This window comes from Pyruvatibacter sp. HU-CL02332 (assembly GCF_040362765.1).
GTDB lineage: Bacteria > Pseudomonadota > Alphaproteobacteria > CGMCC-115125 > CGMCC-115125 > Pyruvatibacter.
In genome coordinates, this window is record NZ_BAABWK010000002.1 from 1,146,242 (window position 1) to 1,167,314 (window position 21,073).

Annotated in this window: 17 protein-coding genes; 5 read left to right on the forward strand and 12 right to left on the reverse strand. The window is 60.2% G+C overall.

Going from position 1 to position 21,073, the window contains the following annotated elements; translation table 11 throughout:
* The first annotated feature begins 76 nt into the window (after positions 1-76).
* Complete coding sequence (locus ABXH05_RS16060; protein WP_353562280.1) at positions 77-1,141, forward strand: phosphotransferase; 1,065 nt, start codon at positions 77-79, stop codon at positions 1,139-1,141.
* 141 nt (positions 1,142-1,282) lie between these two features.
* Positions 1,283-3,226, forward strand: coding sequence for a PAS domain-containing protein (locus ABXH05_RS16065; protein WP_353562282.1), 1,944 nt, complete (start codon positions 1,283-1,285; stop codon positions 3,224-3,226).
* A gap of 20 nt (positions 3,227-3,246) precedes the next feature.
* Here the strand turns inward: ABXH05_RS16065 and ABXH05_RS16070 are convergent, their stop codons facing one another.
* From ABXH05_RS16070 to ABXH05_RS16080, 3 genes are all read right to left on the reverse strand, one after another.
* Positions 3,247-3,888 carry a glutathione S-transferase family protein gene (locus tag ABXH05_RS16070; protein ID WP_353562283.1) on the reverse strand — a complete coding sequence of 214 codons (642 nt, stop codon included), beginning with the start codon at positions 3,886-3,888 and terminating at the stop codon, positions 3,247-3,249.
* A 232-nt stretch (positions 3,889-4,120) separates the two neighbouring features.
* Entirely contained in the window at positions 4,121-5,359 is a 1,239-nt protein-coding gene (locus ABXH05_RS16075; protein WP_043948451.1) for an acyl-CoA dehydrogenase family protein, read from the reverse strand.
* Between the two features lie 151 nt (positions 5,360-5,510).
* Positions 5,511-5,957 carry a nucleoside deaminase gene (locus ABXH05_RS16080; RefSeq protein ID WP_353562285.1) on the reverse strand — a complete coding sequence of 149 codons (447 nt, stop codon included), beginning with the start codon at positions 5,955-5,957 and terminating at the stop codon, positions 5,511-5,513.
* Between the two features lie 78 nt (positions 5,958-6,035).
* Here ABXH05_RS16080 and ABXH05_RS16085 point away from each other — a divergent pair, with 78 nt between their 5' ends.
* On the forward strand, positions 6,036-7,178 hold the full coding sequence (locus tag ABXH05_RS16085) for a pseudouridine synthase (RefSeq protein WP_353562287.1): 1,143 nt from the start codon (positions 6,036-6,038) through the stop codon (positions 7,176-7,178).
* Complete coding sequence (gene rsmD / locus ABXH05_RS16090; RefSeq protein WP_353562289.1) at positions 7,153-7,722, forward strand: 16S rRNA (guanine(966)-N(2))-methyltransferase RsmD; 570 nt, start codon at positions 7,153-7,155, stop codon at positions 7,720-7,722. Before ABXH05_RS16085 ends, rsmD begins: the two co-directional genes overlap by 26 nt.
* Here the strand turns inward: rsmD and mutL are convergent.
* From mutL to ABXH05_RS16130, 8 genes are all read right to left on the reverse strand, one after another.
* The gene (gene mutL, locus ABXH05_RS16095; protein ID WP_353562291.1) at positions 7,719-9,608 is read right to left on the reverse strand and encodes a DNA mismatch repair endonuclease MutL; all 1,890 of its coding nucleotides are present in this window, start codon (positions 9,606-9,608) and stop codon (positions 7,719-7,721) included. The genes rsmD and mutL overlap by 4 nt on opposite strands.
* 5 nt (positions 9,609-9,613) lie before the next feature.
* The gene (locus tag ABXH05_RS16100) at positions 9,614-10,918 is read right to left on the reverse strand and encodes a phosphoglucose isomerase-related protein (protein WP_353562292.1); all 1,305 of its coding nucleotides are present in this window, start codon (positions 10,916-10,918) and stop codon (positions 9,614-9,616) included.
* A gap of 119 nt (positions 10,919-11,037) precedes the next feature.
* Entirely contained in the window at positions 11,038-12,399 is a 1,362-nt protein-coding gene (locus ABXH05_RS16105; protein ID WP_353562294.1) for a M16 family metallopeptidase, read from the reverse strand.
* Positions 12,396-13,952, reverse strand: a complete 1,557-nt coding sequence (locus ABXH05_RS16110) for a M16 family metallopeptidase (protein ID WP_353562296.1) — start codon at positions 13,950-13,952, stop codon at positions 12,396-12,398. Before ABXH05_RS16110 ends, ABXH05_RS16105 begins: the two co-directional genes overlap by 4 nt.
* A 163-nt stretch (positions 13,953-14,115) precedes the next feature.
* On the reverse strand, positions 14,116-14,703 hold the full coding sequence (locus ABXH05_RS16115; RefSeq protein ID WP_353562441.1) for a DUF3035 domain-containing protein: 588 nt from the start codon (positions 14,701-14,703) through the stop codon (positions 14,116-14,118).
* A gap of 84 nt (positions 14,704-14,787) precedes the next feature.
* Entirely contained in the window at positions 14,788-15,345 is a 558-nt protein-coding gene (lspA, locus tag ABXH05_RS16120) for a signal peptidase II (protein WP_348138973.1), read from the reverse strand.
* 4 nt (positions 15,346-15,349) lie between these two features.
* Complete coding sequence (gene ileS / locus ABXH05_RS16125) at positions 15,350-18,265, reverse strand: isoleucine--tRNA ligase (protein ID WP_353562298.1); 2,916 nt, start codon at positions 18,263-18,265, stop codon at positions 15,350-15,352.
* Positions 18,266-18,554: 289 nt separating this feature from the next.
* Positions 18,555-19,505, reverse strand: a complete 951-nt coding sequence (locus ABXH05_RS16130; RefSeq protein WP_353562300.1) for a bifunctional riboflavin kinase/FAD synthetase — start codon at positions 19,503-19,505, stop codon at positions 18,555-18,557.
* 249 nt (positions 19,506-19,754) lie between these two features.
* On the opposite strand from ABXH05_RS16130, the gene ABXH05_RS16135 reads away from it, so the two are divergent.
* Positions 19,755-20,141, forward strand: coding sequence for a response regulator (locus ABXH05_RS16135; protein ID WP_043948444.1), 387 nt, complete (start codon positions 19,755-19,757; stop codon positions 20,139-20,141).
* 22 nt (positions 20,142-20,163) lie between these two features.
* Here ABXH05_RS16135 and ABXH05_RS16140 read toward each other — a convergent pair whose 3' ends face one another.
* Positions 20,164-21,069 carry a TIGR01459 family HAD-type hydrolase gene (locus ABXH05_RS16140; protein ID WP_353562302.1) on the reverse strand — a complete coding sequence of 302 codons (906 nt, stop codon included), beginning with the start codon at positions 21,067-21,069 and terminating at the stop codon, positions 20,164-20,166.
* Between the last annotated feature and the right edge of the window lie 4 nt (positions 21,070-21,073).

Genomic DNA, 21,073 nt, shown 5'->3' on the forward strand with positions numbered 1-21,073 from the left:
CAGGGGGTGTCGCGCGGCCCGAGCCCCCATGCTAGGACACCGGCGAACCTGAATTTGCATACAGTCTGGAAGTCCCATGCCCGAAGCCACCCCGGAAACCAACCCGGAAACAATCGATGTCCTCGACCGCCATCGCTTTGACCAAAAAGCACTTGAAGAATGGTGTGAGGCCAATGTGGACGGCTATGAAGGTCCGCTGGAAATCCGCCAGTTCCAGGGTGGCCAGTCGAACCCGACTTTCCAGCTGGTCACACCCAACCGCAAATATGTGATGCGCAAGAAGCCTCCCGGGCAATTGCTGGCAAGCGCACATGCGGTTGATCGCGAATACACCGTCATGAAGGCGCTGGCGGATACGCCGGTGCCGGTGCCGCACATGTATGCCCTGTGCGAAGACGATGCTGTGGTCGGCACGTCGTTTTACATCATGGAACATCTTGAAGGCCGCGTGTTCCGCGACCCGACCCTGCCGGATCTGACGCCGGATGAGCGCGCTGCCATCTACGACGACATGAATCGCGTTCTGGCGGAACTGCACAAGGTGGATTTTGAAGCTGTTGGCCTTGGTGAGTTTGGCCGACCAGGCAACTATTATGACCGGCAGATATCGCGCTGGATCAAGCAGTACCGGGCCGCCGAAACCGAAACCATCGATGAAATGGAAAAGCTCATTGCATGGATGCCGGATAATGTGCCGGCGGAAGCTTCTGTCTCCATCGCCCATGGCGACTACCGGCTTGAGAACACCATGTTCCATCCAACCGAGCCCAGGATGATTGCTGTGCTGGACTGGGAGCTATCAACCATCGGCCACCCGTTAGCCGACCTTGGCTACAACTCGATGCTCTATCACATCGACAGCCCCACAATGGGCACATTGACACGGGTTGATTTTGAAACGTCCGGCATCCCTGCCGAGATGGAGTATGTGGCACGCTATTGCGAGCGAGCAGAACGCGAAAACATCGAGAACTGGCCCTTCTATGTGGGCTTTTCCATCTTCCGTCTCGCCTCCATTGCCCAGGGCGTTTACAAGCGCGGGCTGGATGGCAATGCCAGCTCTGAACGGGCGACGCTTTATGGCAATGCAGCCAAAATGCTCGCGGAAGCTGCATGGCGCATCGTGGGCGGCAGGAACTGACGGTTTTCCTCCAACCGCATTTTCCGCAGTTTTTGGCGACATCCTTGAGCTTGAGGGGCTCAAAAACCCTGTAACTACAGGATATTAACCTCTCCGCGTGCAGACTTTCCGCAGCAAGAACAAAAGTTGCGAAGTCGAGGAATGTCTCAGGACCACGAGACCAGCGGGAAACTGTCGCCCGGTGCGTTGCGGTACAATAGTGCCGATGCGCCGGATTCATTTTTCCGTGCCGTAGTTGAAAACGCTGCCGACATGATCTCTGTGATCGATGCGGACGGCGTGTTTATCTATGCCTGCCCAAAAGCAGCAGACGTCTTTGGCTTCGACTATGGCTCTATAGACAAGCTTACGCCGGAACATTTTCATCCCGACGATTTCGAAGCCATGTTTGCTGACTTCGTTGATCTGGTGGTCAATGGGGGACGCCGACAGCTCACCGACCATCGGATGAGCAATGGGCGCGGCGGATGGGTCTGGATACAGACTCACGCGATCAACCTTGTTGATGACCCGCGCGTCAAAGGGATCGTCATGGTGTCCCGCGACATCACGAAACAGAAAAACCGCGAAGAAGAAATTATACGCGCAGAAAAGGCCATCGGCTTTGGACATTGGCGCTGGGACAATGGGGCGCTTGGCCCCTACTGGTCCGATGGGATGTTCTCGATCCTGGGCCTCAAGCGTGACGAACATGATGCGGACATGCAGTGGGCCGCCGGCAGAATTGCCGACGATGAACGTGAAGGCATCGCACAGAAGTCCATGGCGGCAATGGTCAACGGCGAATCTTTCAATGACATTGTCTCCATGCGGCACGCGGACGGCACTTATCGCCGTTTGATGGTGACAGGGCATGTGGAGCGAAACCCAGCGGGCAAACCGATGGCCCTGGTTGGGGTCACTCAGGATGTAACGGAGCTTGAAAAAGCCAACAACACCATTCGCCAGTCAGAGCAGGAATTCCGTCTGCTTGCGGAGCATTCCAACGACATTATCTCGCGCTACAATATCAAGGGCGATCTCATCTACATCTCGCCGTCAGTCGAACGGCTGCTTGGTTACCATCCCAGTGAAAGCAAGGAGCATTCCTGGGAAGAATACATGCACCCAAAGGACCGCAAGCAGGTCGCCCGCGAAATGATCAAGATGTTTGGGGACCTGCAAACACGGCGGGTTTCCTATCGCATGATGGCGAAGGACGGACGGTATCTTTGGCTTGAGTCCGCGGTCACCCCGATTTACGGGGAAAAGGGCGACTATCAGGGCATGGTCACCTGCACGCGTGATATCTCGGAGCAAAAGACGCGCGAACAGGAACTGATGGCTGCCCGTGAGCGCGCCGAGCAGGCCAGCCTTACAAAGTCCCGGTTCCTGGCAAACATGAGTCACGAACTTCGCACGCCCCTCAATGCCATTCTCGGGTTCTCTGAAATGATGACCCAGGAAATATTTGGACCGATGGAGAATGCTCAGTACGGGGAATATGCCGAGCTGATCCACGAAAGCGGTGCGCACCTACTATCCCTGATCAGCGATATTCTCGACATGTCGAAGATCGAAGCAGGCAAGTACGATCTTTCGTTTGAGTCAGTCGCAATCGTCCCCGCGCTCGAAAAAGCTGCCCGCATGGTGCAGACGCGCGTTGGGGAGGGAGAGCTTGAGCTTCTGCTTCAGCTGGATGGCGTCGAGGGATGTCAGATTCATGCTGACGAACGCGCCCTGACCCAGATCCTGCTCAACGTGCTGTCAAATGCTGTGAAGTTTACGCCAGGCGGTGGACGCATCACCGTGTCAGCAGTTCACGCTGCCCATGGGCGCATTGCCATCAGCGTGGCGGATACCGGCGTCGGCATCGAGAAGCAGGACCTTGAACGGGTTCTCAATCCATTTGAACAGGTCGTGCGGCACGCTGAGCTGGCAAGTCAGGGCACTGGCCTTGGCCTACCACTTGTCCGGGCGCTGGTGGACATGCAGGACGGCGTCTTTGACATACAAAGCACGCCGGGCCGCGGCACGACTGTGACGATTGCACTTCCGGATGCGGATGCTGCGACCGGCGATGCGACACAGGCACAGTCGGCCTAGATTGGTTTCCCGCAGGTGGCCTACCGCATGCCCTTGAGAGCCGCGTCCATTTCCTCATAGACCTTGTTAACCGCAGGCTCATCAAAGATGCCCCGCCAGTACTTTGTCGTCTTCTCGTGCGCATCGAGAAGGCAGAATGATTTGCCGAACATCTCTGGAATTCGACGCACAAAGAACAGGATCGGTACCAGCGCACAATCAGCAAGTGACAACTGGCCGCCCACCGCGTGACCCGACCCATCCAGATAATTGTCCAGCCAGCCAAGAGCGGTCTTGAGTTCCGTGAAGGCTGCAACGACCTTGTCATGGTCGCGCACGCTGGGGTCGATGTTGCCGAACAACGTCGTCAGTGGCGCGAGCATGTAAAGATCGCCGATACGGCCTATGAGACGGACTTTCGCGCGCTCTTTGGGGTCGGTCGGCAACAAGGAAGGATCTGGATATATCTGCTCGATGTACTCGCAGATGGTTTCTGATTCAGGAAGCACCCACCCGTCATCCAGTTGAAGAGCAGGTACCTTTGCCAAAGGGGTCAGAGCCTTGAAGGCGTCCGGCTCCAGATCGGAGAACGGGTCCACCATCTCTACATCAATGCCTTTGGCATAAAACATGAGCCGGCAGCGGGCGGAAAAGGGTGACAGATCGTTGTTGTAGAGCTTCATTGGCTTCTTCCTTCGGCGCATTGCCTTGCAGCAATGGGCGCTTTGGGGACCCGGCGCTTATGACGCGAATTTCCCGGGAAACTGCTGATTTTTATGCCTCGGGCGGCCAAGTCGCCAATCGAGGCTTCGAATGGTCTTTCAGGTTTGAGACTGCCATTAAAAAGCGGCCCGGTCACCATATGGTGCCGGGCCGCCCTTTTAACAAGCTGTCGATCGACCGATCACGACACTGCTATTCGGCAGCAGCGCGCAGCTCTTCCATGTGCCGCTTGTATTCAAGCCGGGCGATCGTGCGGTTGTGCACTTCGTCGGGACCGTCTGCGAGACGCAGGGTCCGGATGCCGGAATAGGCTTTGGCGAGACCGAAGTCTGATGTCACGCCACCGCCACCATGGGCCTGGATCGCATCATCAATGACCTGCAGCGCAATGCGTGGACCGGCAACCTTGATCATGGCGATCTCGGCACGGGCAACCTTGTTGCCCACCTTGTCCATCATGTCAGCTGCCTTGAGGGTCAGCAGACGGGTCATTTCGATGTTGGTGCGGGCTTCAGCCACGCGCTGTTCCCAGACGGAGTGTTCAGCAATGGTCTTGCCGAAAGCTTCGCGGGTGAGCAGACGCTTCACCATCTTTTCGAGGCAGCGTTCCGCTACACCGATGGTGCGCATGCAGTGGTGAATACGTCCCGGTCCAAGGCGACCCTGAGCAATTTCGAAGCCACGGCCTTCGCCGAGGATCAGATTGCCTGCAGGAACCCGCACATCCTTGAGGATGACTTCCGCGTGGCCGTGCGGTGCATCGTCAAAGCCGAACACTGGCAGCATACGGACGATTTCAATGCCCGGTGCGTCCATGGGAACGATGATCTGTGACTGCTGACGGTAGCTGTCAGCGCCTGGATCGGTCTTGCCCATGACGATGGCAACGACGCAGCGTGGGTCGCCTAGCCCTGAAGACCACCACTTGCGGCCATTGATGACGTACTCGTCACCATCGCGCACGATGCTGGTTTCAATATTGGTGGCATCAGAGGACGCAACTGCAGGCTCTGTCATCAGGAAGGCGGAACGGATTTCACCAGCAAGAAGCGGCTTGAGGTATTTTTCCTTCAGCTCTTCTGAGGCATAGCGCTCGAACACTTCCATGTTGCCGGTGTCAGGTGCGGAGCAGTTGAAAACTTCAGATGCCCAGCCGACGCGGCCCATGATTTCGCACAGAGGTGCGTATTCGAGGTTGTTGGTGCCGCCACCAAGATCGGAATGCGGCAGGAACAGGTTCCACAGGCCGGCTTCGCGGGCCTTTGGTTTCAGATCTTCGAGGATCTGCGGCACCTGCCAAGGGTTCCCTGCGTCGCGGAAGGCCTGCATCTGCGCATTGTATGTGTCTTCGTTTGGATAGATGTGCTCATCCATAAAGGCCTCAAGGCGCGCGATCAGCTCCTTGACCTTGTCTGTATGTTCGAAATTCATGCGAGTTCCCTCGTTTTTCTCGTGTTTTTGACGAAATAGGTAGTTTCGCGGGCGACTCTAACGGCTTGCGCTGGCGCCGTCACCTCCCATCACGGTGTTTGCAGCGGTCTTGCGATAGGTCAAGAAGACCCAACGTTTTGGGGCGGTCGGCCTAGTCCCGGCGGGCGGCAAAAAAGGCCTGCAAAAGCGCCCGCGACGGGCCACTTTCGATGTCGCCATAGACTTCCGGCGCATGGTGGCAGGTGGACCGGGAAAACACCCGCGCCCCATGTTCAACACCGCCGCTCTTGGGGTCATCTGCCCCAAAATACAGCCGCCGGATACGCGCAAAGGAGATAGCGCCGGCGCACATGGGGCACGGCTCCAGGGTGACATAGAGATCGCAGTCGATCAGCCGTTCGGTCCCCAGGGCAGCGCAGGCCTGTCGAATGGCCAGCATTTCCGCATGCGCGGTCGGGTCCTTGTCCTCTAGGGTGCGGTTGCCCGCCCGCGCCAGCACCTCTCCTGACGGCGAGACCACGACGGCGCCCACAGGCACTTCGCCACGGGCGGCGGCGGCATTGGCTTCTTCCAGAGCAATCTGCATGGGGCGTGTCATGGCGGGACCGTGCCTTTTGCAGCCCTGCCGGGTCAAGCCGCTCGCAGGTCTGTCGCGCATCTGCTACAGACCGTCCCCATGAGTGACAATTCTTCCAAAAACCATCTTGAATTCCCGACCGGCGGCGAGCGGATTGCCAAATATCTGGCCCGCGCGGGCGTGTGTTCGCGCCGCGATGCTGAAAAGCTGATCGAGGAAGGCCGCGTGGAGGTGGATGGCATCCGCCTCACCACCCCCGCCTTCAAGGTCGCCAGCGGCAATGTCATTCGGGTGAATGGCGCAGAAGTGCAAAAGCCCGAGGCAACGCGCGTGTGGCGCTATCACAAGCCGCAGGGTCTGGTGACAACCGCCAAGGACCCGGAAGGCCGCCCGACGGTTTTTGAGAAACTTCCCTCGGACCTACCGCGGGTCATTTCCGTTGGCCGTCTGGACATTGCATCAGAAGGCCTGCTGCTGCTGACCAATGACGGCGAACTGGCACGGCAGCTTGAACTGCCTGCGACCGGCTGGCTGCGGCGCTACCGCGTGCGGGTGCGCGGCAAGGTCCATGATGGCATCATTTCAAAGCTGCGATCCGGCATTGAAGTCGAAGGCATCAAATATGGCGAGATCAACGTCACCCGCGACGAGCAATCCTCCGGCGGTGCCAACCAATGGCTCACAATTGGTCTGCGCGAAGGCAAGAACCGTGAGATCCGCCGTGTGCTGGCGGCAGTAGACATTGAAGTCAGCCGGTTGATCCGTCTGTCCTATGGCCCGTTTGAGCTGGCGGACCTGCCTCCTGCTGTGGTGCAGGAAGTGCCCGAGCGCGTTCTCAAGGACCAGATGGGCCGGGGCCCCAAAACCGAGATGGCCGAAGACGGCAGCGTCAAACGCGCGCCGCGCGCGCCCAAGCCCGGCGGATGGGCCAAGGCGAAGCCAAAAGACAAGCCCAAGGACAAAACGAGGGACAAGGCCAAACACAAAAGTCGCGGCAAGCCCAATGACCGTTCATCGAGCCGACCGACAGATCGCGCTGGGGCGAAGCCATATGCGGGCAAACCGGGCAACCGGAGTGCCGCTGCAGGCAAGCCGGGCGGCAAACCTGGCAGCGCTGCCAAGGGCAAGGCTGGTCCGCGCCCATCTGGCGGAAAACCATCCAGCAGAAAACTAACCAGTTCGCGGCCTTCACGTCCAGGCAACTCAGGAAAGCCAAATGCGAATCGTCGGCGGAACCCATAAGGGCCGCCCGCTGAAGGCCCCCAAGGATGCCCGCGTGCGCCCCACTTCGGACCGCACCCGCGAAGCGATCTTCAATGTGTTGGCCCATGGCGATTTTGATGGCTGGTCACTCGACGGTGCGCGCGTGCTGGACATGTTTGCGGGCACCGGAGCGCTGGGTCTTGAAGCCCTGTCACGCGGCGCGTCCTTTGCGCTGTTCGTGGACGACCACCCGCAGAGCCGTGGCCTGATCCGCGAAAATGCCGAGACGTTGGGAGAGACAGGCCGCATCAAGCTTTACCGCCGCGATGCCACAAAGCTGGGTGGCCGCGAAGGCTCAGCCGGCCCACCCTTCTCGCTTGCGTTCTGCGACCCGCCCTACGCCAAAGGCCTTGGCGGCACGGCGCTCTCTTCTGCGCTCGCAGGTGGCTGGCTTGATGAGAACGCCCTGTGCGTGCTTGAAGAAGCAGCATCAGCCGACGTTCCGTGTCCGGATGGGTTTGAAGAACTCAATCGTCGCGAATATGGCGATACGCAGGTTCTGATCCTGCAGGTGAAGCCCTAACGGCGCCCGAACAGCTTTTCGATGTCGGGCAGGCTGAGGGTGACATAGGTCGGGCGGCCGTGATTGCACTGGCCTGAGTGGGGCGTCACTTCCATCTCGCGCAGCAGGGCGTTCATTTCAACGGCGGTCAGCCTGCGGCCTGCGCGGACCGAGCCGTGGCAGGCCATGGTGCCGGACACTTCATCCAGCTTTTCCTTGAGCGACAAGGCTTGACCCAGATCAGCCACCTCATCAGCCAGGTCTTTCACAAGACCCTGAATGTCCGTATCGCCCAGCATAGCCGGGGTCTCGCGGACAATGATTGTCCCGTCACCAAAAGGCTCGATCACGAGCCCAAGTTCGGCCAGTTCGTCAGAGCGATCTGCCAGCGCTGCGGCTTCGTCCGCGCCCAGCTCCACAACTTCGGGCACAAGCAGGGCCTGGCGCTTGATGCCGGTCTCTGCCAGTGCCTTTTTCATGCGCTCATGCACCAGCCGCTCATGGGCGGCGTGTTGATCCACCAACACCAGACCATTGTGGGTTTCCGCCACGATGTAAGTGAGATGCAGCTGGCCCCGTGCCGCACCCAATGGCCGGTCCATCAGGTCATCGGCGGAGGTTTCCTCAACCCGCGCGGCAGGCTGGTCAAAGCCTGCAAGGTCTTGCGGCTGAAGGGGTGATGTTTCCTCCATGCCCGGCACGGCTGGTGGCGCATCTGCTCCCTGCGTCGGCGCAAAGCTGCGGGCGGCGAGTTCCATGAGGTGATGCTGGGGCGGCGGCTGTTGCCCCATATGGGCACCGGGCTGGAACGAGGACAGAGCCGCGCCTGCAACCGTCGTCGATGCGCGATGGCCGGCGGCGTCAAGCGCCATGCGCAGACTTTTGACGATGAGGGCGCGGATCAGGCCGGGATCGCGAAAGCGCACCTCTGCCTTGGCGGGGTGCACATTGACATCCACTTCTGCGGGATCAATCTCCACAAACAGCGCCAGCACCGGATGGCGGTCACGGGCCAGAAAATCCGCATACGCCCCGCGCACGGCACCGATCAGCAGCTTGTCGCGCACGGGCCTTCCATTGACGAAGAGATATTGCGCCTGGGCATTGCCGCGATTGAACGTGGGCAGGCCCGCAAAGCCTGCGATCCGCACGCCCTCGCGCTCGATCTCGACGGGCATCACATTGTCCTGGAAGTCCCGCCCCAAAATGCGCGACAGGCGCGATAGCTGCGCGTCATCGTCCGATGCATCAGTCTCCGCATCCATGCGCAAGGACGTGCGCCCCTCATGGGTGAGCGCAAAGCCGACGCGGGGATTGGCCATGGCGATGCGACGCATCACATCGCCCACCGCCTGTGCCTCTGCGCGATCCGACTTCAGGAATTTGAGGCGGGCGGGCGTGGCATAGAAGAGATCACGCACTTCAATGCGGGTGCCGGGAGCCGCCGAGGATGGCTTGGGGCCCGAGACCTTGCCGCCTTCCACCTTAAGCGCATGGCCTGCTTCGCCCGCAGGCCGCGAGACGATGCCCAGCCGGGCCACGGCACCAATGGAGGGCAAGGCTTCGCCGCGAAAGCCAAGACTTTGAATGTGGACGAGGTCTTCGGTGCCCTTGTCGTTGACCGCCAGCTTTGAGGTGGCGTGGCGCTCCACAGCCAGGGATAGATCATCTGCGGTCATGCCGCAGCCATCGTCATCAACCGCGATGAGGGTTTTGCCCCCGGCTGAAATGGCAACTTCGATGCGGGACGCACCTGCATCAATGGCGTTTTCCACCAGCTCCTTCACGGCACTTGCCGGCCGCTCGACAACTTCACCCGCCGCAATGCGGTTGACCGTGCCTTCGCTCAGCCTGCGGATATGCGGGCGGTTCGCGTTCGGCGCAGCACTGGATGCGGCATCGGCCATGGAAGCTACATCTCTCCCAGATATTTGCGGGCGAGGATTTTGCCTTCTTCGACGGCTGGCTGGTCAAACGGATCAACACCCATCAGATGGGCTGCGATGATTGTTTCCAGCATGAAGTGCATGAGCAGCGCGCCCATGGCTGTCTCGTCCAGCACCGGAATATCGATGGTGCGCACGGGGCGCTTGTTGGCTTTGAGCGTGGCCACCGTGGCGCGGTACTCCGCGTCCATGAGGTCACCCATGGTCTTGCCATTGAGATAGTCCAGCGCCGGGTCATCTGTCGCAACGCGCGGGCCTGCGCCTGCGGACCCCACAGACATGATGGTGTAGGCCTTGTCCGCAGGGCCTGCGAGATAAAGTTGAAGCTGGCTGTGCTGGTCCACGGGGCCGATGCCTGTCGCGGGCACCGTGCCGCGTCCGTCCTTGCCCAGGCTCTCCGCCCATAGCTGGCGATACCACTGGCCAAACCGCTCCAGGCGATCCGAATAGGCCATGATCACGCTGGCGGCGGCGCCTGCCTCCTGCGCCAGCCCTACCTGCATGACGGCACCTGCCGCTGGGGCGACATCTTGAGGGTCAGCGCCTGCTATGACCGGCGCCAATACGCGATCCGCGCCTTCGCGCACGGCCACGACGTCCAGCCCCATGAGCATGGCGGGCACGAGGCCCACATTGGTGAGAATGGAGAATCGTCCACCGACGCGCGGATCATGGTCAATCACCGGCGCGCCGATGCCCGTTGCAAAGCGGCGAACGGGGTTGTCGGAAGGTTCCGTGATCGCGGCAAAATGCTGGGCGAGATAATCGCCACCACCTGCGGCTTCCAGTGCGGCCTTGGCCGCATAGGCCTGCATCAAGGGTTCAGCGGTGCCGCCGGACTTGGACACGACCAGAAACCGCGTCGTGCGCAGGTCAAGGGACTGCAATGCGCGCTCAAAGGTATGGGGATCGAGGTTCTCAAAGAAGTGGACGCGTGGCTCAGTTTGGCTTTGGGCGGGCGTCGCGTCATAGGCGAGCTGCGCCACCGCCTTGGCGCCAAGGCTCGAGCCGCCAATCCCCAGCACCACGATATCGGTGGCGTCCTTTTTCAGGTGTGCCGCGATGCGCTCCATTTCCACGATATCGTCGCGGCGCTTTGGCAGATGCAGCAAGGGCAGCGTGCTGTCCGCATGCTGACGGCGGAGCGACTCCAGGGCGGGGCCCGTTGCGGCAAGATGCGCGTCGTATTGCGCCTGCGTCAGCCCGCCCGCACCAATGATGCCGGAGACGTCGTGGATAAAGGGCAATGAGGGCGTAGGGGCAGAAGGCATGGCGCTAGGCTACTCCGGTACAGCGACTCGCCAAAACAGGCGCCCGCTACCGTAGCAAAGGGCAACGCCCCCCTTAAAGCCAGTTAATTGCTGCCAATCGGCCTTCCTGCAGGCAGCTGCTAGTTTGCAGCGGCTTCCTCGGCTGAAACGGCTTCTTGTCCTGCATCTGCGGACGCTGTGATCCCCTCAGGTGCCCCGACGGCAACCACACGCATGGCGTCCGCCTTCAGCAGGCGCTTGGCGGCCCGCGAGATATCCTCAAGGGTGACCGCATTCACCAGCGAGTTGCGGGTGTCCACATAGTCCAGCCCAAGCCCCTCAAACTGAATGGCTGCAAGCTGACCCGCAATGGCGCGGCTTGAATCAAACCGCAGGGCATAGGAGCCGGTCAGATAGGTCTTGGCGGCATCGAGTTCTTCCGCCGTGATGCCGTTCTCAGCCACATCAACTATCTGCGCTGTGGCGACCTCGAGCGCTTCACCCGCCGTGGCATTGCTGGTGGCGAAATAGCCAAGGGTCAGGCCCCCGTGGGAGAGCGGGTAGAGCGACGTATAGACTGAATAAACCAGCCCGCGTTCCTCGCGCACTTCCTTGAACATGCGGCTGACAAAACTGCCGCCGCCCAGCATGTAGTTCATCACGAAGGCGGGAATGAAATCCTCGTCGTCACGCTTCATGCCGTCCATGCCGAACACAACAACCGACTGGGGGTTGTTGCGCTCGATGACCGTTACGCCGGGCGTGAGCGGCGCGATATCGCCGGGGTCCTTGCGGTCAGTTGTTTCGGGCAGGCTGCCGAACGTGCTGTCGATCAGGGGGGCGAGTTCTGCGGCTGTAATGTCACCGACAACAGCAACCGAAATGTTGTCGCGGGCAAATGCCATGGCCGCGTAAGCGCGCATGTCATCTGCCGTGATGGATGCGAGGCTTTCAGGTGTGCCGGCCGGTGGCAGGGCATAGGGATGATCGCCAAACACATCCTTGAAGAAGGCGCGGTAGGCGACAGTGTCCGGGCTTTCAAGGTCCTGTGCGAGGCTTGCCAGAGACTGGGCGCGGACACGGGCAACATCGCCTTCGTCAAAGCGCGGCTGGGTCAGCGCGAGGCGCACCAGGTCGAAGGCTTCATCAATGTTCTGCGACAGGGTGCGCATCTGGACCTTGACGGTGTCACGGCCTGCGGAGACGGATACGGACACATTGAGGTCGCGAAGGCGCGCGGCAAAGGCCTGGCTGTCCAGGTCCCCTGCCCCTTCGGTCATCAGGCTGGCGGTCATATCCGCGAGACCGGATTTGCCGTCGGGATCAAGGTGGGAGCCTGCATGAAACAGGACCTCAAGTGCCACAACGGGCACGGCGTCTTCTGATACCAGCCACGTTTCGATGCCGCTGTCACTTTTGACCGGCTCAATTTCAAAGGCCTGTGCGGGAACAACAAATGCTGCAAGCAGGAAGGACGTCGTGATGAGAATCTTGCGGATCATGACTTGTCCTCCGTTTCCACTGTCTTGGTATCTGGCTCGGTAGAAGGCTCGACAGTGTTGTCGGCGACTGTTTGCGGACGGGTGAGAACGCCGGTCACGGACCGCTCCTTGCGCAGATATTTGCGGGCGGCCTGGGTCACCTGTTCAGGGGTCACGGCGAGCACCCGGTCCGGCCATGTGGCCGCATGTTCCACGGTCAGGCCGGTCATCAGGGCCACGCCATAGGAGCGCGCCATGCTTTGCTGGCTGTCCTGCGCAAAAATGGCATCCGCCACAAGCGTCCGCTGGGCACGTTCCACTTCTTCAGCGGTCACGCCGTCAGCGAGCAGCTTGTCGATTTCTGCGTCAATGGCGGCTTCCGCGTCTGCCATGGCCACACCAGGTGCAGGCACGGCAAAAAAGCCGATGCTGCCATTATCGAGCGACGAGCCGATGTACCAGCCGCTCGCGCCAAGGGCGATCTTCTGATCCACAACCAGTGACTTGTAGATGCGGGCGGTGGCGCCGCCGCCAATGATTTCACTCAGTACATCGAGCGCTTCTGCTTCGCCCGGTTCGCCATTGGCGTAGGACGGAGCGAGATAGGACCGGCGCACATAGGGCTGCTCGACACGGGCGTCTTCAAGGACGACACGGCGGGCGGCGCGCTGGGGCGGGTCCTGCGGGCGGACCCGGTCAGGCTGTCCGCCATTGGACGGGATCACACCGTAAAACTGCTCAGCCAGCGGACGAAGTTCGGCGGCATCAACATCGCCTGCCACAATCAGGACCGCGTTCGCCGGGTCATACCAATCGCGGTAGAAGTCCAGGGCGTCCTGATAGGTCAGGCCCCGCATCTCATGCTCCCAGCCGATGATCGGTGTGCCATAGGGATGCGCCAGATACAGCATGGCATTCATCTGCTCGGAGAGGATTGAGCCCGGGTCATTCTCGATACGCGCCGAGCGCTCTTCCAGAATGACGTCGCGTTCGGGCAGCACGAGCTCTTCCGTCAGCACCAGACCGGTCATGCGGTCGGCTTCCAGCTCCATGACCAGCGGCAGTCGGTCCCGCGCCACGCGCTGGAAATACCCGGTGTAATCGTAAGACGTGAAGGCGTTTTCCTGGCCGCCATTGCGGGCAACGGTTGCAGAGAACTCACCTGTCGGCACGTTTTCGGTGCCTTTGAACATCAAGTGCTCAAGATAGTGCGCAATGCCGGACTTGCCGCGGGGCTCGTCTGCAGAGCCGACCTTGTACCAGACCATGTGGGTTACCACCGGGGCGCGGCGGTCTTCAATCACCACCACCTGCATGCCGTTGGACAGCATGAAAGTTTCGGGGATCGGCTGACCGGTTGCCTCGACAATGCGTGGTTCGGCTGGCTGTGCAGCTGCCTCAGCCTCGGGTTCCGCGGCTGCCGGTGGCGTTGCGGTTGCGGGTGTCACCGCTTGCGCGGCTTCGCTGGATCCCGCGTCCGCAGGGGAGGCGGTCTGTTCTTCGCCGCAGGCAACGAGAAGCGGCAGCGTGACAAGAAGGGCGGTCGCAATGAGAGGGCGTGAGCCGGTGCGCATGGTTGAAGTTCCGGTTGGGAGACACATCAGGGGCGGCAGGTGAGGAGAGTGCACCACCCGAATATGACAGAAACGAGCCCGATTGGGCCCGTTTCCTTATCTTTTTGTCATCAAGTACTGGTGAAGACCCAAATGGTGAGCCCCAAACCGCAGGAAGAGGTTTCTAGAAGATGCCTTCCAGAAGGCCCTGATTTTCCTTGGGTTCGATGCGCGGTGTCTCGCCTTCGGTAACCGGCTGGCCAAGTGCATCATTCTTGCGCAAACGCTGGGCTTCTGCCTGAGCATCCACGGGAATGGGCTTGGGTGTCCGGTCCTGCCAGAAAATAATGCGATCAGCGAACGACCGATCCGCATCAATGCGGGACTGATATTCGTTTTCGATCAGGCGACGCACTTCCGGGCTGGCGTTTTCAGCACCGGCGCTTGCGATAAGGGCTGATTCACCTGCACTGCCGCCGGGCTGGCCCAGCGCCTGTGAGGAGATGCCCGTCGCACGGCCTGAATAGAGTGCGGATGCCGCAATTTCCTGGGCGGTGCGGGCCTGCCGGTTGGGTGCGCCGGGAACCGGCGGACGCAAGGAGTAGTCCGGCGGAATGGCAAGCGGTGCCTTGGTCACGATGGCGAACTCGTCCGGCGGGTTCTTGCCAAGGCCCAGGGCGTCATCAAGACCACCGCCGCAGCCGGCCAGAAATGCCGATGCTGCAACGACAGCAACAAAGCCGAAAATCCGGGATTTTGGACGCTCAAACATCTCGATCACTTGTCCGGTCTCACTTTTGTCCCGTGGGGCCACACAGGACCCGAGGAAGTTAACTTTGATAATGCGGCAGCAGCCTTAGCTGCCGTTCCGCTTGCTGGCGCGTTCCTGCTGGGCTGTTGGCCCCAGGACCGCGTCCCAGATCAACAATATTACACCAAACACGATGGCAATATCAGCCACGTTGAAAACGTACCAATAAAACCCGAAGGCATGGAAGCTCATAAAGTCAGCCACCGCGCCATACACCGCCCGGTCGTAGGCATTGCCCACGGCCCCGCCGATCACCAATGCCACCGCCACAGCGAGCAACCGGTGCTCAATCCGCGCCAACCACACAATCAGGGCAATGGTGACGCTGAGTGCGAAGATCACCAGAACAGCCACCGCCCAGGTGGAGTTGGCCGGGAGCAGGCCATAGCTGATGCCCGGGTTCCACACCATTGTGAGATCGAAAAATGGCGTGATCGTGATCTTCTGCTTCGCCGGCAGATCAACCCAATAGAGGATCGCCCATTTGCTCAACCGGTCTGAAACAGCAATCACCAGCGCCAGCAAAATGCCATAGCGAAAATGCGCTTCGGGATTCCGCAACGAGGCAATGGCGTCATCAAATTGGCGTTTCAACCAGTTCATGGGGTCAGCCAGCCTCGCTCAAGGTTTCAGGGCGCGCAGCAACAGCTTCGGCGCAGCGGCCACAGGTGCCGGGATGGGCAGGATCGCTGCCCACGTCCGGCAGCAACTTCCAGCAGCGGGCGCATTTTTCACCCTCCGCATGCACCGGCATCACGGCAACGCCGGACACTTCGTCGATGCGGAATGCGTCAGCGGGTGCTGCCTCGCCGGCCGCCATCACTTTCAGGTCTGATGTGATGCACAGATCATCCAGCGGGATATCGCCCAGTGCTGACCGGATCGCGTCATTGTCCACATAGACATGGGGCGCGCCTTCGAGGCTCGCACCGATGCGCTTTTCGCGGCGCTCGATTTCCAGCGCCCCGGTTACCACGCGGCGGAACTGACGCAGGTTCTGCCAGCGGGTCGCCAGCGCCTCGTCTTTCCATTCCGACGGCACGTCCGGGAAGGTGCGCAGATGCACGGAGTCGTTTTCGTCAGGGAAGCGGGATTGCCAGGCTTCTTCCATGGTGAACGACAAGACAGGGGCGAGCCATGCGGTCAGGCATGAGAACACCTGATCCATGACGGTGCGGGCAGCGCGGCGGCGCAGGCTGCCCGGCGCATCGCAATAAAGCGCGTCCTTGCGGATATCGAAGTAGAACGCTGACAGCTCAGTCACGCAGAAATTGGTGAGCGCGTGATAGACGCGGGTGAAGTCGTAGGTCTCATAGCCTTCACGCACCAGCGCATCGAGTTCAGCTAGGCGATGCAGCACGAACAGCTCAAGTCCAAGACCTTCGCTGTCAGCGGCCGCGCGCATGTCTTCCACGCTGACGCGCTCCGCATCGTCAAAGTCTGCAAGGTTGCCGATCAGGAAGCGCACGGTGTTGCGTAACTTGCGATAACCGTCCGTACACGCCTTGATGATGTTGGGGCCGACCACAAGGTCGTTTTGATAGTCAGAGCTTGCCACCCAGATGCGGATGATCTCCGCGCCGGATTGCTGAATGACTTTGTCCGGCGCTGTCGCGTTCTTGCCGGACTTGGACATCTTCTTGCCCGTCTCGTCCAGAATGAAGCCGTGGGTCACAACCTGCTCATAGGGTGCGCGTCCGCGCGTGCCGCAGCTTTCAAGCAGGGAGGACTGGAACCAGCCGCGGTGCTGGTCCGAGCCTTCAAGATAGAGGTTGGCGGGCCAGGTCTGGTCTTCGCGGCCTTCCAGCACAAAGGCGTGGGTCGAGCCTGAGTCAAACCACACGTCCAGAATGTCTGAAACCTGGTCGTAGTCGTCAGCCTTGTAGTCGTTGCCCAAAAATTCCTGCGCGTCCGTATCGTACCAGGCGTCACAGCCGCGCGCGGAGACGGCCGCATGGATACGCGCGTTGACGGCGTCGTCGCGGAGGATCTCGCCGGTGTCCTTGTGGACAAAGATCGTCAGCGGCACGCCCCAGGCACGCTGGCGAGAGACCACCCAGTCGGGACGGGTTTCAACCATGGAGCGGATGCGGGCCTGGCCGCGCTCGGGGAACCATTCAACCGCATCAATTGCTGTCAGCGCCTTTTGGCGCAGATCGTCATGGTCCATGGAGATGAACCATTGCGGCGTATTGCGGAAAATGACCGGCGCCTTGGACCGCCATGAATGCGGATAGGAGTGCTCCAGCCGGCCGGATGCCACAAGGTGACCGGTGGCGCGCAGCGCTTCCATCACGCTCTTGTTGGCGCCGCCATCCTTGCCATTTGGCTTGAACACAGTCTCGCCGGCAAACAGCGGCACGTGATCGTAGTAGCTGCCGTCTTCGGAAACTGTATGCGGCACTTCGATGCCGTGCTGCATGCCAAGCACATAGTCATCCTGACCATGGCCTGGGGCAATATGCACAAAGCCCGTGCCCTGTTCGTCGGTGACAAAGTCACCGGGCAAGGCAGGTACGTCATAGTCATAGCCCTGGCCGCGCAGCGGATGCGCACAGACCGTGCCTTCAATGTCTGACCCTTTGAGGTGCGTCAGGATCTGTGGCTGGTCGAGGCCGGTTTCCTTCATGAAGGCTTCCAGCAGCGGCTCTGCCACCACATAGGACTTGCGCTCGATACCGCGACCGGCGTCATGGCCGCCTTCCAGCAGCACATAGTTCATGTTCGGCGCGTACGCGACGGCCCGGTTGGCAGGGATCGTCCACGGCGTCGTCGTCCAGATGACCAGATGCGGTGTGCGCTGCTCCATGTTGGGCGCGAGCATCACATGCTTCGACTTGGTGATCGGGAAGGCGAGATAAATCGTTGGCGAGTTGTGGTCATGATATTCGACTTCGGCTTCCGCCAGCGCCGTTTTTTCAACGGTGGACCACATCACAGGCTTGGAGCCGCGATAAAGCGCACCGGACATGGCGAACTTCAGAAACTCCTCAACGATCGAGGCTTCCGCGTCGTTTGACATGGTCGTGTACGGACGATCCCAGTCAGCCAGGATACCCAGACGTTTGAAACCTTCGCGCTGAACATCGACCCAGTGCGCAGCGAAGTCGCGGCACTCCTGCCGGAATTCAAGCACGGGCACTTCGTCCTTGTTCTTGCCGGCGTTGCGGTACTTCTCTTCGACCTTCCACTCGATGGGCAGGCCGTGGCAGTCCCAGCCCGGCACGAAGGATGCGTTGCGGCCCAGCATGGACTGCGACCGGCAGACGATGTCCTTGAGAATCTTGTTGAGCGAGTGCCCCATATGGATCTCGCCATTCGCGTAGGGCGGACCATCATGATAGCTGAACACTGGCGCGTCCTTGCGAGCTTCGCGCAGGCGGCCATACAGGTCCATCTTGTTCCAGCGCTCAAGCACCTCTGGCTCACGCTTGGGCAGACCGGCCTTCATGGGAAAGTCGGTTTGCGGCAGAAACAGTGTTGGACGGTAGTCGGGCGTATCGGATTTGGACGTGTCAGACATTGGGTGTTTGGACTCACATATGCGCTCTTGAGGTCTTGGCTGGACCCGTCGCGCTCAAATTTGACTTGAGGGTGGCGTCGTTCTCATCCCGATCCGGCTGGAGCGCTGATCTGCGGCCACACGATGTGCGGGCAAAGGCGCCTAAAGCTGAACCGGGCGACTAATTCGCGCCGAAATACTGGTCCATATCCACTGCATAAACAGCTTGTAGCAGCGGGAGAGTCACCCCGTAAAGCATTGGGTAAAGCGGGGGGTAAAGCGCTCCCCGCCTCCCTTAAATTGCCGGGTGTCAGCCAAGGATTTGGCGGGCAGAGTCTGCATCGGCGGCGATTTGAGCCTTCAGCGCGTCCAGACCATCGAATTTCTGCTCCGGCCGGATGAACCCGATGAGCGAGACGCGCAGGTGAGCGCCGTAAATGTCGCCGGTGAAATCAAACAGATTCACCTCCAAAAGCACGTCCTTCTTGTTGAAGGTCGGGCGTTTGCCAAGGTTGGCCACCCCTTTGTAGGTGCCCTTGTGGTCGCCATCTTCGATTTCGATCTCAACGGCATAAACGCCGAGTTTCGGCGTCACGATCCCATCCAGCGCCACATTTGCGGTGGGAAAACCAATGGTGCGGCCACGTTTGTCGCCATCCAGCACCCGGCCCTCAATAAACCAGGGGCGGCCCAGCATATGGGCTGCGTCTTCCACCCGGCCCTCGCTCAGGGCATCGCGGATGCGCGTTGACGAATAGGCATCCTGGCTTTCGCCACTTTCTGATTTGTCGCCTTGCGGTGAAATCACAGACACGCCGAACCCCTCCATATCGCTCATATAGCGCAGAAGCGTTATGTCCCCTGCCCGGCCCTTGCCGAAGCAAAAATCATAACCCACCGCCACGTGAACGGCACCAAGACCTTTGACGAGCACTTCGGATACGAAATCAGGGGCTGTCAGCGCCGCCATGCTGGCGTCAAACGGCAGGGCATAGACGATTTCAACGCCCTGCTCGGCCAGCAACGCCACCTTGGCGCGGAACGACGACAATCGGAAAAAAGGTGCGTCCGGCGCAAAGAACTGCCGCGGGTGCGGCTCGAAAACCATAACGGCAAGCGGCACACCCATTTCCTGCGCCAAGTCGCGCGCAGTGCCGATGACCGCCTGATGGCCACGATGCACACCATCAAAATTGCCGATGGCAACAACGGCGCCACGGGCAAAATCCGGCACGTCAGTATGGTGGCGGATAATCCGCATGGCAGCTGCCGGACGTCCTTTGTTGATGGGATGGAAGGCCGGGTCCACCTAGGCGGCGGATGGCAATTCGTCAAGAGGGAGGCGAAAAAGTGCACGCAAAGTGGGGGTTGCGCGGGACTCCACAACCCTAGATTGCCCACGCACACAACAACTCGCGTTGCCGTTAACGGTTTTTCAAACCGCCCCCTATAGATTTTCGTCAAGTGCAAAGAAATTGCGCGTGACATTTGAACTATCTGAGGCAGAACGATGGCTGTGAACTTGTCAATGCCCGTCCTTGTAGTCGACGACTATAAGACCATGATCCGGATTATCCGCAACTTGCTGAAGCAGCTTGGCTTCTCTGATGTGGATGAGGCTGCAGACGGCACCGAGGCGTTTGCCAAGATGAAAGAGCGTGGCTATGGCCTCGTCATTTCTGACTGGAACATGGAGCCAATGACCGGCTACCAGCTTCTGAAGGAAGTGCGCGCAGATGAAAATCTCAAGCCAACACCCTTCATTCTGATCACGGCTGAATCAAAGACCGAGAACGTGATTGCCGCCAAAAAGGCCGGCGTGAACAACTACATCGTGAAGCCCTTCAATGCAGCAACGCTGAAGAGCAAAATCGAAGCGGTGATCGGCGAGTTCTAAACCCCTTGTCGCGGGTCCAGACTTACTTCCAATTGAGACGCGGAATGGCGTGCCGGGGTGATAAATCCCGGTGCGCCAACGCCGTTTTGAGCATGGCTTCATCGGGTGCATCGGGGTCATCGCCAAATTCCTTGGCGTGAATACCTGCGGTCACAAACAGCGCGTCCATGCCCTGCGCCTTGGCACCGGGAATGTCCGTTGGCAGACCGTCGCCAATGAACAGCACACGCTGCCAGTCACCTTCCTCGCGCATCACGTCCAGTGTCGCCAACATCTCTCGCGCCAGGCGATAGATCGGCGGATGGGGCTTGCCGGAATACTCAGCCACGCCGCCCATGTCTTCATAGAGTTTGGCCAATGACCCGGCGCAGGTAATGAGCCGCGGTCCGCGTTCCACCACCAGATCCGGGTTGGCGCAGATCATCGGCAGTTTCCGCTCGATCAGTCCGGGGAACAGACCGCGATAGTCTTCGGCGGTCTCTGTTTCATCGTCCCATGGGCCCGTACAGATGATGAAATCAGCCTCATCCTCCGGGTCCCGCGACCGGGTGATGTTCATGCCCTCAAACAGGGAGTGGTCGCCACGATCAGGACCCAGATGGAAACAGCGCGGACCGTAAGAGCCTTCACGCACCATCATGCGGGTGCCATCGCCAGAGGTCACAATCGCGTCCCAGCTGTCCTCGGGCACGCCGATCTGAGCCAGCTGCGCGGGGATACCTTCTGCCGGGCGCGGGGCATTGGACACAAGCACCACCGGCCCGCGCTCTTCGCGGAATTTCTTCAGCGCGGCACAGGCGGCATGATGGGGCTGCTGGCCATTGTGAATGACCCCCCAGACATCACAGAGGATCGCGTCGTAGTTGGACGCGATGTCGCCGAGGCTGGAAATGAGGGTCGTGCTGGGTGCGGGAGATGTATCTGACATGGCG

What these genes read in the sequence shown, in the direction of transcription:
- ABXH05_RS16065 (WP_353562282.1), top strand. Translation starts at nt 1,283, where the DNA reads ATGTCTCAGGACCACGAGACCAGCGGGAAACTGTCGCCCGGTGCGTTG.
- ileS (WP_353562298.1), bottom strand. Translation starts at nt 18,265, where the DNA reads ATGTCTGACACGTCCAAATCCGATACGCCCGACTACCGTCCAACACTG.
- mutL (WP_353562291.1), bottom strand. Translation starts at nt 9,608, where the DNA reads ATGGCCGATGCCGCATCCAGTGCTGCGCCGAACGCGAACCGCCCGCAT.
- ABXH05_RS16115 (WP_353562441.1), bottom strand. Translation starts at nt 14,703, where the DNA reads ATGTTTGAGCGTCCAAAATCCCGGATTTTCGGCTTTGTTGCTGTCGTT.
- ABXH05_RS16075 (WP_043948451.1), bottom strand. Translation starts at nt 5,359, where the DNA reads ATGAATTTCGAACATACAGACAAGGTCAAGGAGCTGATCGCGCGCCTT.
- ABXH05_RS16140 (WP_353562302.1), bottom strand. Translation starts at nt 21,069, where the DNA reads ATGTCAGATACATCTCCCGCACCCAGCACGACCCTCATTTCCAGCCTC.
- ABXH05_RS16070 (WP_353562283.1), bottom strand. Translation starts at nt 3,888, where the DNA reads ATGAAGCTCTACAACAACGATCTGTCACCCTTTTCCGCCCGCTGCCGG.
- ABXH05_RS16080 (WP_353562285.1), bottom strand. Translation starts at nt 5,957, where the DNA reads ATGACACGCCCCATGCAGATTGCTCTGGAAGAAGCCAATGCCGCCGCC.
- ABXH05_RS16135 (WP_043948444.1), top strand. Translation starts at nt 19,755, where the DNA reads ATGGCTGTGAACTTGTCAATGCCCGTCCTTGTAGTCGACGACTATAAG.
- rsmD (WP_353562289.1), top strand. Translation starts at nt 7,153, where the DNA reads ATGCGAATCGTCGGCGGAACCCATAAGGGCCGCCCGCTGAAGGCCCCC.
- ABXH05_RS16110 (WP_353562296.1), bottom strand. Translation starts at nt 13,952, where the DNA reads ATGCGCACCGGCTCACGCCCTCTCATTGCGACCGCCCTTCTTGTCACG.
- ABXH05_RS16100 (WP_353562292.1), bottom strand. Translation starts at nt 10,918, where the DNA reads ATGCCTTCTGCCCCTACGCCCTCATTGCCCTTTATCCACGACGTCTCC.
- ABXH05_RS16105 (WP_353562294.1), bottom strand. Translation starts at nt 12,399, where the DNA reads ATGATCCGCAAGATTCTCATCACGACGTCCTTCCTGCTTGCAGCATTT.
- lspA (WP_348138973.1), bottom strand. Translation starts at nt 15,345, where the DNA reads ATGAACTGGTTGAAACGCCAATTTGATGACGCCATTGCCTCGTTGCGG.
- ABXH05_RS16060 (WP_353562280.1), top strand. Translation starts at nt 77, where the DNA reads ATGCCCGAAGCCACCCCGGAAACCAACCCGGAAACAATCGATGTCCTC.
- ABXH05_RS16130 (WP_353562300.1), bottom strand. Translation starts at nt 19,505, where the DNA reads ATGCGGATTATCCGCCACCATACTGACGTGCCGGATTTTGCCCGTGGC.
- ABXH05_RS16085 (WP_353562287.1), top strand. Translation starts at nt 6,036, where the DNA reads ATGAGTGACAATTCTTCCAAAAACCATCTTGAATTCCCGACCGGCGGC.